The sequence below is a fragment of the Maribacter sp. ACAM166 genome, from assembly GCF_005771495.1.
Classification (GTDB): Bacteria; Bacteroidota; Bacteroidia; order Flavobacteriales; family Flavobacteriaceae; genus Maribacter.
Genome location: NZ_VAUW01000002.1, coordinates 197,016 through 209,930 on the forward strand (window position 1 = coordinate 197,016; position 12,915 = coordinate 209,930).

At 36.8% G+C, this 12,915-nt stretch carries 9 protein-coding genes; 1 reads left to right on the forward strand and 8 read right to left on the reverse strand.

Going from position 1 to position 12,915, the window contains the following annotated elements; all coding sequences use genetic code 11:
* Positions 1-62 precede the first annotated feature (62 nt).
* The 5 genes from ruvA to ruvB all read right to left on the reverse strand — a co-directional run bounded on the left by ruvA (position 63) and on the right by ruvB (position 6,562).
* Entirely contained in the window at positions 63-644 is a 582-nt protein-coding gene (ruvA, locus tag ES765_RS02245) for a Holliday junction branch migration protein RuvA (protein ID WP_138110967.1), read from the reverse strand.
* 72 nt (positions 645-716) lie between these two features.
* The gene (locus tag ES765_RS02250) at positions 717-3,011 is read right to left on the reverse strand and encodes an NADP-dependent malic enzyme (protein WP_138110968.1); all 2,295 of its coding nucleotides are present in this window, start codon (positions 3,009-3,011) and stop codon (positions 717-719) included.
* Between the two features lie 118 nt (positions 3,012-3,129).
* On the reverse strand, positions 3,130-4,449 hold the full coding sequence (locus ES765_RS02255) for an MFS transporter (RefSeq protein WP_138110969.1): 1,320 nt from the start codon (positions 4,447-4,449) through the stop codon (positions 3,130-3,132).
* A gap of 167 nt (positions 4,450-4,616) precedes the next feature.
* Complete coding sequence (gene queG / locus ES765_RS02260) at positions 4,617-5,537, reverse strand: tRNA epoxyqueuosine(34) reductase QueG (protein ID WP_138111065.1); 921 nt, start codon at positions 5,535-5,537, stop codon at positions 4,617-4,619.
* 2 nt (positions 5,538-5,539) lie between these two features.
* Positions 5,540-6,562 (reverse strand): Holliday junction branch migration DNA helicase RuvB, encoded by a 1,023-nt coding sequence (ruvB, locus tag ES765_RS02265; protein WP_138110970.1) that lies wholly within the window; start codon positions 6,560-6,562, stop codon positions 5,540-5,542.
* 130 nt (positions 6,563-6,692) lie between these two features.
* On the opposite strand from ruvB, the gene ES765_RS02270 reads away from it, so the two are divergent.
* Entirely contained in the window at positions 6,693-8,957 is a 2,265-nt protein-coding gene (locus ES765_RS02270; protein WP_138110971.1) for an acyl-CoA dehydrogenase, read from the forward strand.
* Here ES765_RS02270 and ES765_RS02275 read toward each other — a convergent pair.
* The 3 genes from ES765_RS02275 to ES765_RS02285 form a co-directional block, all read right to left on the reverse strand.
* Complete coding sequence (locus ES765_RS02275) at positions 8,954-9,781, reverse strand: GIN domain-containing protein (RefSeq protein WP_138110972.1); 828 nt, start codon at positions 9,779-9,781, stop codon at positions 8,954-8,956. The two genes, ES765_RS02270 and ES765_RS02275, sit on opposite strands and share 4 nt — an antisense overlap.
* Before the next feature lie 133 nt (positions 9,782-9,914).
* Positions 9,915-11,738, reverse strand: coding sequence for a cbb3-type cytochrome c oxidase subunit I (locus tag ES765_RS02280; RefSeq protein ID WP_138110973.1), 1,824 nt, complete (start codon positions 11,736-11,738; stop codon positions 9,915-9,917).
* Positions 11,739-11,796: 58 nt separating this feature from the next.
* The gene (locus tag ES765_RS02285) at positions 11,797-12,900 is read right to left on the reverse strand and encodes a cytochrome c oxidase subunit II (protein WP_138110974.1); all 1,104 of its coding nucleotides are present in this window, start codon (positions 12,898-12,900) and stop codon (positions 11,797-11,799) included.
* Between the last annotated feature and the right edge of the window lie 15 nt (positions 12,901-12,915).

Here is a 12,915-nt window from a genome sequence, read left to right on the forward strand (position 1 = left end):
AATAAAAAATTATACTTAAAAGAAGTTTTAAGATTTTTAATCGCCCCGTATTTTTAGACTTATTACAAATTTTTGAGCGCGAGTTTGATGATATTCTCTACGCTTAAGGAAGTATCTTGACTAAGCACTTTATCGACAACCCTTTCTGCCTGTTTACGTGCGAAGCCTAGAACTTCTAAAGCAGATAACGCTTCATCTTTATTTGTATTGTTTGCACTTAGTGAAACTTCGTCTATATCATAGACTTTTAATACCTTGTCTCTAAGATCTAAAATAACACGCTGGGCTGTTTTGGTTCCTATTCCTTTTATCGCTTGAATGGCTGGTGCGTCGCCATTAGCAATTGCATCCCTTATTTGCGATGGAGACATAGAAGAAAGCATTGTTCTTGCAATGTTAGATCCAATACCTGAAACTGATATCAAAAGCCGAAATATTTCACGTTCAGATTTTTCCACAAACCCATAAAGAGTATGTGAATCTTCCTTCACTTGAAGGTGGGTAAATAGAGAAATACTTTCATCTTCAGGTAATTTCGAAAAGGTATTTAATGAAATATTTACAAAATAACCTACGCCGCCACATTCAACTATGACATGTGTTGGATTTTTTTCTACTAATTTTCCTCTTAAGTGATGTATCATATTCCCTTAAATTAAATAGGGAAATTAAGTCTATCACCTATTTCCCTATTTCTATTTTATTGTGAATTTAACCTATTTTGTCTCTTTAGCCTTTTTACGCTTTTCACGTTCTTGAGCATCAATCACGGCAACTGCTGCCATATTTACAATTTCATCAACACTAGCCCCTAATTGCATAATATGTACCGATTTTCTCAAACCGACCATAATTGGCCCAATTGAATCTGCACTATTTAATTCTTTTAGTAATTTATAGGTGATGTTGGCCGATTCTAAATTTGGAAAAATCAATGTGTTTACTGTTTTTCCTGCAAGTTTTGAAAATGGGAAATTACTTTGATGCAACTCTTTGTTTAACGCGAAATCTGTTTGAATTTCACCGTCAACAACTAAGTTAGGTCTATTTTCGTGCAGAATTCGAACCGCTTCCCTTACTTTTCTTGCATTTGTATGTGTAGAAGAGCCAAAGTTAGCATAACTCAACATTGCCAAAACCGGGTCGAACCCAAAGGTTGAAGCTACATTAGCGGTCATTTGAGCTATATCTGCAAGTTCTTCAGCATTTGGCTCAATATTTATAGAGGTATCTGCTAAAAATAAGGGGCCCCTTTCAGTAATCATAATATTTACAGTAGCCACTTTCTTTACACCAGCAGCCCTACCTATCACCTCCAAAATTGGTTTCACCACCGTTGGATATGCCCTTGAATAACCCGATATCATTCCATCGGCATCACCTTCTAAAACCATCATAGCGCCAAAATAATTACGTTCCCGCATTTTTATTTTCGCACTGTAAAAGGTAACTCCACTACGTTTACGGCTCTCCCAATATTTAGTGGCGTACCGAATATGACGCTCATCAAATTCTTCTGACATTGGATCAATGATAACAAGATCGGCATCAAACTCCAATTCCTTCTTAAATTCTAAAATGACATCCTTTCTACCTAACAGTATAGGAACTGCAATACCTTCTTCGTGTACAATCTGAGCTGCTTTTAAAACATCTAGGTGATCTGCCTCTGCAAAGACAATATTCTTCGCATTAGTGCGAGCTCTACCGTGTAACAAACGAACAACTTTATTATCGTTGCCAGAACGTAGCATTAATTCTTCTCTATACTTATCCCAATCTTGAATAGGCGCTTTTGCAACACCACTTTCCATTGCCGCTTTGGCAACGGCTGGGGGTATTTCGTAAATTAGACGCTGATCATTAGGTTTCGGAATAATATATTCTTTTCCAAAAGTCAGCCTGGTTTCACCATACGCTATATTTACTTGCTCTGGCACCGGTTGTTTTGTTAAATCGGCCAATGCTTTTACTGCAGCCATTTTCATAGCCTCGTTAATTGCGGTTGCCCTAACATCTAAAGCTCCCCTAAAAATAAAGGGGAAACCTAGTACGTTATTAACTTGGTTTGGATGATCAGATCTTCCCGTAGCCATGATGATATCCTTACGGGCAGCAATTGCTATATTATAATCTATTTCAGGATCTGGGTTTGCCATTGCAAATACAATCGGATTGTCTGCCATGGAGATTAGCATTTCTGGAGATACTATATTCGCAATGGAAAGGCCTACAAATACATCTGCATTTACCATGGCCTCATCAAGCGTATCTATTTTTCTATCTGTAGCGAATTCTTTCTTAGATTCTGCTAGATTTTCAGCGTCTTTTCGAATAACACCTTTGCTATCTAGCATGACAATATTCTCTGCCTTAGCACCAAAAGCTTTGTACAATTTAGTACATGAAACAGCCGCCGCACCAGCACCGCTAATTACAATACGAACTTCATCCATTCTCTTATTAGAGATTTCCAATGCATTTAACAGGGCAGCCGAAGAAATGATTGCTGTTCCATGCTGATCATCATGCATTACCGGAATATCAAGTTCCTCCTTCAATCGGCGTTCTATCTCAAATGCTTCAGGAGCTTTTATGTCTTCAAGATTAATCCCGCCAAAGGTTGGGGCTATCATCTTAACCGTTTCAATAAATTTCTCTACATCTTCGGTATCTATTTCTATATCTATACCATCGATATCGGAAAAAATCTTAAAAAGAAGAGCTTTCCCTTCCATAACAGGCTTAGATGCCTCGGGCCCTATATTCCCTAATCCTAAAACAGCAGTTCCATTTGAGATAATGGCTACTAAGTTCCCCTTAGAAGTATATTTATAAACGTTTTCTTTATCCTTTGCTATTTCCAAGCATGGCTCTGCTACTCCGGGCGAATATGCCAGTGCAAGATCTCGTTGTGTGCTATACGGTTTTGTTGGAACAATTTTTATCTTACCAGGCTGTGGTTTTGCATGGTAAATAAGCGCTTCCCTTCTTTGCTTTTCCTTGCTCATGTTCTTGTATTTTAAAAAATCAAATTTAAAGGTAATCTTTAAAAAAGCGTGAAAAGAAAGTATTTTTATGTGAACAAAATTAGCACCTAGATAAGCGCTTCTAAAATCAATAAACTAATTATAATTCTAGAACTTCTTCCTTATTTTCCTCATTCAAACGCATTGCAAAAATAGCAGCAAAAGCAAACAAGGCGCCTGCAAATAACATTGCATTGATGGCGTTACTACCTAATAGATACTTATAGATAGGTCCGAATGTTAGGGTTTCAATACCCATAGGAATAACAATCATCATATTTAGTATTCCCATATACACCCCTCGCCTTTCTTGCGGCACCACTTTGGAAACCATTGTATATGGTATTCCCATCATTGCGGCCCACCCTACACCGAACAACACCATAGGTACTAAAACCAATAGAGGGTCTTGAATATATGGAATGGAAAATAAAGCTATTGCTGTACCTGCCAAACTTAAAGCGTACACTTTTTTACCGCCACATTTAAGCGTTAAAGGCACTAATGCTAACGCCACAAGCATCGTAACTATATTATAAGTCAAACTCATTTGTGCCGATTGTGATGCCGCTTCACCCGTAGAATACCCCATGGTAAGCTTAAATAATGGGGTTGTATACTGCCAATAAATAAACAGAGCATACCACTGAAAAAGATAAACAGCACCTAGCTTCCACATGAATTTTGGCATTTTCTGAATAGACTCTGAAATCTCTTTGAAGGGTAATGCGATTCGCTCAGCAAAAGGCTTTGCTTTCGCTTTATTAATTTCTGACAACTCTTCAGAACTAGGCGGAATTTCAGGCGTTTTTAAAACAGACCATAAAATGGTAGTAATCGATAGAATAGCTCCTATATAAAATGAGTAATACAACCAAGTGGGTATAGATCCAACTACCTCTACAGATTCACCCGAAAACAGGTATTGAAACAAAACAATAGAACCATTAGCCAAAAGTATACCAGCACCAACAAATAAACTTTGCATTTGATATCCTAAACTCAATTGCTTTTCGGGTAATTTATCACCAACAAAAGCACGATAAGGCTCCATAGCCATATTATTCCCCACGTCTAAAATCCATAATAGCCCTACGGCAAACCATAATACAGGACTTGTTGGGAAGGCAAACAAACATAAACTACCCAAAATTGCACCAATCAAAAAATAAGGTTTACGACGGCCCCATCGAGCTGACCAAGTTTTATCAGACATAGCCCCTATGATAGGCTGCACAATCAATCCCGTAATTGGGCCTGCAATATTTAAGATTGGAAGCATGTCTTCTGGCGCACCTAAATATAAAAATATTGGGTTAATTGCTGTTTGCTGTAGTCCGAAACTATATTGGATGCCTAGAAACCCAACATTCATATTAAATATCTGCCAAAAACTAAGACTCGGTTTACTTATTTTCATCTCGATTGATTAATCTCTACTCTAGAACACCATTACGATATTCGTATTAAATAGATATAAATATTTAGGATTTTATACTATTTACTGCCCAGCAATATAATATAATTAAGTCTTTGTTCAATTAATCCAACAAACAAAAACTAGCGCAAACGATTGAGTAGAAAATTTTATTGTAGAAATTCAATATTTCTGGTGATCCCTGCAAATTTGGTACGTTTAACTGCAGATTTTTTAAAGACTTTTTTAAAGACATCTTCTGTAATTTCCTCCCAGTCCTTTTTTGTCATGGAAAGTAGATCTGGATTCGGATTGAACAGCGGCTCAGCGTGTGGTTTAGAAAATTTGTTCCAAGGGCAAACATCTTGACAGATATCACACCCAAATGCCCAATCATCAAAACTACCTTTAACTTCGATGGGTAACTCATTCTTCAACTCGATAGTAAAATAAGAAATACATTTACTACCATCTACAACATAAGGCTCCACGATTGCTTGAGTAGGGCAAGCATCTAAACATGCAGTGCATGTGCCACAATGATCTGTAACCGCATGATCATATTCAAGTTCTATATCCACAATAAGTTCTGCAATGAAATAAAAAGACCCAACCTGTTGAGTCAGTAGGTTACTATTTTTACCAATCCAACCTAAACCGCTCTTAGCCGCCCAGGCCTTATCTAATACTGGAGCTGAGTCTACAAACGCCCTACCATTCACTTCGCCAATTTCTTCAGAAATAAATTCTTGAAGTTCTCTTAATTTAGATTTTATGACATGATGATAATCTTGCCCATAGGCGTATTTGGAGACCTTATAGGTGTTTTCGACTTGTGTTTCCTCTGGATAATAATTTAGGAGAAGCGAAATCACAGATTTTGAACCTTCTACCAATAAACGCGGATCCAATCTTTTGTCGAAATGGTTTTCCATATACCCCATTTCGCCATTCATGTTTTTATGAAGCCATTTCTCTAATCTAGGAGCTTCTTCCTCTAAAAAATCTGCCTTAGATATACCGCATGATAAAAAACCAAGGCGTTTGGCTTCGGTTTTAATACTAGCTGACCATTTAGATTTTATATCGATACTCAAAATAAACCTGGTTGATTTCCACCTTTAACTCTTCCAAGGTGTGTATAGGCTAGTTCAGTGACTTCACGACCACGAGGGGTTCTCATTATAAATCCTTGTTGAATTAAAAAGGGCTCATAGACTTCTTCAATTGTTTCAGAACTTTCAGATACTGCGGTAGCCAATGTAGAAATCCCAACTGGGCCACCTTTAAATTTATCGATAATGGTCAATAAAATCTTATTATCCATTTCGTCTAACCCATGTGCGTCAACATTTAATGCCTTAAGACTAAACCTAGAAATTTCCATATCAATTGACCCATTCCCCTTTATTTCGGCGAAATCTCTTACCCTTCGCAACAAGGCATTACAAATTCTAGGTGTGCCTCTACTTCTACCAGCAATTTCAATAGCCGCATCTTGAGTAATGGGCACTCGTAATATTTCGGCACTACGTTCAACAATTGTAGAAAGTAATTCGGTGGAATAATATTGCAACCTACTTTGAATACCAAATCGAGCACGCATTGGGGCAGTTAATAATCCTGAACGCGTGGTTGCCCCTATCAACGTAAATGGATTTAAATTAATTTGAACAGAGCGTGCGTTAGGCCCTGTTTCAATCATTATATCGATCCTAAAATCCTCCATTGCAGAATACAAATACTCTTCTACTATAGGGCTTAATCTATGAATTTCGTCAATGAATAATACATCGCGCTCATCTAAGTTTGTTAACAGACCCGCTAAATCTCCTGGCTTATCTAATACTGGGCCAGAGGTAATTTTAATACCCACTCCCAACTCATTCGCTAAAATATTTGCTAACGTTGTCTTACCCAAGCCCGGCGGGCCATGAAACAACGTGTGGTCCAGCGCCTCACCCCTTCTATTTGCAGCTTCTACAAACACTTTAAGATTTTCAAGCACCTGCTCTTGACCTGTAAAATCGTCAAAGTTTATTGGCCGTAAAGCTCTTTCAATATCCAGCTCTTCATTGGAGAAACCTTCGGCAGATGCGTCTAAATACTCGTTCATATCCTAACAAAGATAGACAAACACAAGACAACTTCATCAGTAAGTATTTTTCTGAATCCGTTTTTATTAATACCTAAAGTAAGCGTTAAATACTATCTAAGATTGAACATTAAATTTGTAAATTCATCTTATGACTAAAGAAAATTACACTTCCGATATTCTCCAATATATTCCTGTTTTTTATATCATTTGGTCGGATAACCTATTATCGGCATCGGAAATAAATGTAGTTGAAAAAGCTATTTCTGAGGATGACAGCTTAGGAACAGAAGCTAAAAAACAGCTTCGTACCTGGTTAGACGTAAAGCATCCACCAAAAGACCAATTATTTAAATATTGGAAACAGTTGATTGCAAATAGCGGTGTCAAACTGGTAGAACATGAAACATACCCGTTAACAGCCTTTAGTCAAAAAGTTGCGTCACACTATCATAATGAAATTTCTTTCAATGATCATCTCAAACAAATAGAAGTTAATTTAGGCATTCAACCCAATCATTACAATCATTTGTTTGATGTACAAATTGATGTGACTAAAAACTCAATTCACTATGACTCAAATAAGATAGATGCGATTTTAAAAGGAGACAATGCCGATGTAGTCGATACGTTTAGAACTGTTTTAAATGATCCAATATTTACTTGGAGAATTCGTAGAGACAAAGAGGATTTTCGAAATCATGTTTTAAAACAAGTAGCGTTTTTGGCCGACAAAGGCTATGGTGCTATGGCTTACCCAGAAGCCTATGGTGGAACCAATGATATGGAAGGTTATGCAGCAATTTTCGAAAACCTTATGTACGTTGATGGTAGTTTGACTATAAAATTCGGCGTTCAATTTGGGCTATTCGGTGGGAGCATTCAGAAACTAGGCACCAAAAAGCATCATAAGAAATATCTTCACAGAGCAGGTTCTGCCGATCTATTAGGCTGCTTTGCCATGACAGAAACAGGTCACGGATCAAATGTTAGAGGAATAAAAACTACCGCAACATTTGATAAAAACACAGATAGCTTAGTCATTCATACCCCTGGGGAAAATGACAATAAAGAATATATAGGTAATGCATTACATTCTAAAATAGCATCTGTTTTTGCACAACTCATCGTTGATGGCAAAAATGAAGGAGTGCATGCAATTTTAGTTCCTTTGAGAAATGATGCGCATGTACTTTTACCAGGTATTAGAATAGAAGACAATGGCTATAAATTAGGCCTGAACGGAGTTGATAATGGTAAAATATGGTTCAACCAGGTTTCAGTTCCCAAAGCGAATCTACTCAATAATTACGGGACCATTCTGGCTAATGGCGCCTATTACTCCGAGATTAAAAATCCGAACAAAAGATTCTTTACGATGCTAGGCACATTAGTGGGCGGCAGAATCTGCGTAGCTAGAGCTGGCTTAGGAGGCGCAAAATACGCCCTAACTGTAGCAATTAAACATGCTTTAAAAAGAAGACAATTCAATGATAGTGTAAAAATACAAGAAGATTTATTGATGGATTACCCTTCCCATCAACTACGCTTGACACCATTAGTAGCAAGCGCATATGTCTACCATATTACACTTGACAAAATGATGCACTTATACTGCGACGAATCACAACCCGACAAAAGACAAGTGGAAACCCAAGTTGCAGGGCTCAAATCTATTATAACTTGGTATGCAAATGACGCAATTCAAGAGTGTAGGGAGGCTTGTGGAGGCAAAGGGTATCTTTTAGAGAACCGTATTGCAGATTTAAAAGGTGATGTTGACATATTTACCACCTTTGAAGGGGATAACAATGTTTTATTACAGTTAGCAGCGAAAGGGGTGTTATCTGATTTTAAAGCTGAATTTAATAGTGCCGGTTTTGTGACAGTATTAAAGTTGTTAAGTAGTCAATTAAGTGATAAGCTAGCTACAATAAATCCGCTTTACACCAATAAGGTAGACAAGGACCATCTCTATAACCCCAAATTTCACCTTCACGCATTTGAACATAGAACTAGAAGATTAACGTATACACTAGCAATGCGTATTAGGGGTTACATTAAGAAAGGAATACCCTCTTACCAAGCATTTTTGAAGGTACAATCTCACCTAATCACCCTTGGTAAGGCTTATAGTGTAGAATTGGCATACAAATCATTTTTAGCGCACAATAACCGCATAAAAGATCCAGAATACAAAGCGCTTTTTGAAAAACTAGGAACTTTGTATGCATTGCATGAAATACGAAAAGAGTCATCTTGGTATTTGGAACAAGGATACCTTGGTGGTACAAAATCTAAAGCTATACGTCAACGGGTTGAGCGTTTGTGCACAGAGCTAAGGCCTCATTTAGATATTCTAGTAGATGGCTTCGGAATTCCAGACCATTGCCTCACAGCGCCTATAGCGAACTAATTCTTTTCCTTCTCTAAACGAGAAGTGTCCAAAAAGTCTACTATAGTAATTTTAGGGTCTCCGTATAATTTCGTTTTAGATGCTCCTTTTGAGTTAAGTATAAAGTTATTAAGAGCCCTTATTTCAGCATCCGGTGAATCTTCGATATCTAAATAGACTTCCCGAGATTGTAAATCAGAAGCCTTAAGAGAGCTGTTTCCATATAATTTAGCCTTCAATATATCAGCTGTTCCCTCAATTTTCGCAGAAGCGTTCTTATACATATAGATCTTGTTATAAGCACCAGTAGTGTACATTTTAACATCAATTCTATCCTTTAACGTAATAGTTAATGAATCACTGGCCAAATTAAAATCTCCTGAACTAATTTCATCCATTGTAATATCCATTATATCTGAAGTCGCATTTAATTCAAGTCTCGACGTACCAGAAGTTACCACCTTTAAGGTATTTGTAGAAATAACATCCTTCATGCTAATTTTACCATTAAGCATCCTTAAGGAATTTAACTCTTGAAAGAAAATAGTAATTTCAAGCTTTTTCTTAGATGTTATATTATAAAATGAAGAAATCATCAATGTACCATCTTCTACTTTGAATTTTAATACATCTACCAGGTTATCGTCCAATTCCAGTACGTACCCCTCTTGTGAAGATTTTTGAAGTACAATATCCAAATCGTCAATCAATTCGATAGCCGTAAAAGATTCCAAATCTTTGCGTACCTCTATAACATTTTTATTGCCTTTAATTTTGGGTTTACGCTGTGAATAAACTTGCACGGAAACTATTGAAATTAAAAAAAGAAAGACTAACTTTTTCATAAACTATTCTCTTAAATAAAGATGGAAGGTATTCATTTTTCTGTAATCAAAAAATAACTTAGGATTTTCTTAAGAGCTCTAACGAAAAATGCCCAACTATTTCTAGTTGGGCATTTTATAAATATATCATTTCTTAATGATTCATCTCTTCTTCACCTTCCTGTAGAGGAATATTCTGTGGAACGAAATCTTGACCTGGAATTATATACTCACCATTGTCATCCACTTTACTATAATCATAAGCCCATCTATGAACTTCCGGTATGTCACCCGCCCAGTTACCATGAACATGTTTTTGTTCAGCTGTCCACTCTAATGTATTAGACTTCCATGGGTTTTTAGGACCAACTTTCCCATAGAAAACACTATATAAAAAGTTAGCTACGAAAACCAATTGAGCTGCCCCTGCAATGATAGCAAAAACCGTCATTAATACTTGAATATCTGCAAGTTCGTCGAACATCGGAAAAGCCGTATTTTCATAATATCTTCTTGGAACACCAGCCATACCTACAAAGTGCATTGGGAAGAAAACTCCGTAGGCACATATTGCCGTAACCCAGAAGTGTACGTAACCCAAATTCTTATTCAGCAGTTTACCTTCAAACATTTTTGGGAACCAATGATAAACTCCGGCAAACAAACCGTACAGAGCAGAGATACCCATAACTAAGTGGAAGTGTGCAATTACAAAATAAGTATCATGAACATTTATATCTAATGTACTGTCACCTAAAATAATCCCCGTTAATCCACCCGTAATAAAAGTTGACACCAGACCAATTGAAAATAGCATGGCAGGGTTTAATTGCAAATTACCTTTCCATAGGGTTGTTATATAATTAAATGCTTTTACTGCAGACGGAATAGCAATTAAAAGCGTTGTAAAAGTAAACACAGACCCCAAAAATGGATTCATACCAGAAATGAACATATGGTGACCCCATACGATTGTAGAAAGGAAAGCAATCGCGAGAATGGAAGCAACCATGGCGCGGTAACCAAAAATAGGTTTACGTGCGTTAGTTGACATTACTTCTGATGTAATACCCAATGCAGGCAACAATACAATATACACCTCCGGATGACCTAAGAACCAAAATAGATGCTCATACAACACAGGTGAACCACCTTGATAATGCAAAACTTCACCTTGAATAAAAATGTCCGAAAGAAAGAAAGAAGTACCAAAACTTCTATCCATTATGAGTAGCAATGCTGCTGCCAACAATACTGGAAACGAAATAACTCCAATTATTGCAGTTACAAAGAACGCCCAAATAGACAAAGGTAATCTTGTCATCGACATTCCTTTTGTTCGTAAATTTATAACAGTCACGATATAATTCAATGAACCTAACAATGAAGACGCAATAAAAATCGCCATTGAAACTAACCAAAGGGTCATACCCATACCAGAACCTGGTTGAGCCATTGGCAGAGCACTTAATGGCGGATAGATAGTCCATCCTGCAGCTGCCGGTCCTGCTTCAACAAATAAAGAGATAACCATTATCACACTAGACACAAAAAACATCCAATAAGACACCATGTTAAGGAAACCGGATGCCATATCGCGTGCGCCAATTTGCAAAGGAATTAATAGATTACTGAACGTCCCACTTAATCCTGCAGTTAAAACAAAAAAGACCATTATGGTTCCATGCATTGTAACTAATGCTAAATAGACATCAGCATCCATTACACCACTAGGAGCCCATTTTCCGAGAAGCGCTTCAAAAATAGGGAATGACTCACCAGGCCAAGCCAATTGCATTCTAAACAATAATGACATTGCTATACCAATAAACCCCATTACCAAAACACCCGTAATTAAGTATTGTTTGGCAATCATCTTATGGTCTTGACTAAAAATATATTTAGTCACAAATGTTTCTTTGTGATGATGTCCATGATCATCTTGTGCGTGATCATCTACATGTGCTGTTCCTGACATAACCGTAATCTTTGTTTTATTAATTTTCTTATTATAGCCTTTTCTATTTGAGGAGTAATTATTCCTCTACTGATGCCGAATCTAATGTATTAAACGCCGGGCTAGCATCATCTTGCATCACCGTTTCGGCAAAGGTTGATTGCCCTTTCATCCATTCATTGTACTCTTCTTCAGTTTCTACAATGATTTTCATTTGCATATTATAATGTGATTTTCCACAAATCTTATTACAAAGCAAGATATAATCAAATTTCCAAGGGTCTAGAACCTCCCCAGTACTAACAGATTTTTCGGCACGTATTATATTAGTTCTTTTCACCTTAGCAACCACATCTGGATTAGCTCTCATTTCTTCAGTCGTATAGATTGGAGTAAATGAAAACTCAGTGATCATTCCAGGAACACAATTCATTTGAGCCCTAAAGTGTGGCATAAAAGCAGAATGCAAAACATCTTGAGAACGCATTTTAAAATTAACCTTTCTTCCTATTGGCAGGTGTAATTCCTTAACGATAACATCATCGTGAGCGTACGTATCGCCTTCATCTAAACCTAATACATTAGCTTTATCAATATCTATCATTCTTACATTTGCACCACCTAGTACATTATCAGCACCACCATATCTTGCCGTCCAGTTAAATTGCTGCGCATAAAGCTCTACAATTAATGGGTCATCCTCATCATTCACATCCATTATGTTTGTCCATGTGTATAGACCCCAAAGGATAAGACCTGCCAACACGATAACCGGTATGATTGTCCAAATAAACTCTAAACGATCATTATCAGCATAAAACAGTGCCTTTTGACCTTCTTTACCACTATACTTATATCCAAAATAATGCAATAATCCTTGGGTTATAGTTTGAACTATAAAAATAATGATCATAGAAACTAACATCAAATCATCATACTCTGCCCCATGTGCAGATCCAGCTTCTGGCAAGAGAAATTTACTATACTTCCAAAAACTGAAAATAGTAATTCCATATATGAATATCAAGAAACCGAATAACATGTATCCATTATTCTTATTGTCGCTATTTGTAGCAATTTGATGTTTAGCAGTTTTAAGCTGTGATAATTCAAATATTTTAGTCAACTGCCAAATGGCAATCGCTACAAGTACAAGAACAGCTAAAGTTAAAAATGTCGTCATTGTGTATATAAATGT

What these genes read in the sequence shown, in the direction of transcription:
- ruvA (WP_138110967.1), bottom strand. Translation starts at nt 644, where the DNA reads ATGATACATCACTTAAGAGGAAAATTAGTAGAAAAAAATCCAACACAT.
- ES765_RS02250 (WP_138110968.1), bottom strand. Translation starts at nt 3,011, where the DNA reads ATGAGCAAGGAAAAGCAAAGAAGGGAAGCGCTTATTTACCATGCAAAA.
- ES765_RS02255 (WP_138110969.1), bottom strand. Translation starts at nt 4,449, where the DNA reads ATGAAAATAAGTAAACCGAGTCTTAGTTTTTGGCAGATATTTAATATG.
- ruvB (WP_138110970.1), bottom strand. Translation starts at nt 6,562, where the DNA reads ATGAACGAGTATTTAGACGCATCTGCCGAAGGTTTCTCCAATGAAGAG.
- ES765_RS02270 (WP_138110971.1), top strand. Translation starts at nt 6,693, where the DNA reads ATGACTAAAGAAAATTACACTTCCGATATTCTCCAATATATTCCTGTT.
- ES765_RS02275 (WP_138110972.1), bottom strand. Translation starts at nt 9,781, where the DNA reads ATGAAAAAGTTAGTCTTTCTTTTTTTAATTTCAATAGTTTCCGTGCAA.
- ES765_RS02280 (WP_138110973.1), bottom strand. Translation starts at nt 11,738, where the DNA reads ATGTCAGGAACAGCACATGTAGATGATCACGCACAAGATGATCATGGA.
- ES765_RS02285 (WP_138110974.1), bottom strand. Translation starts at nt 12,900, where the DNA reads ATGACGACATTTTTAACTTTAGCTGTTCTTGTACTTGTAGCGATTGCC.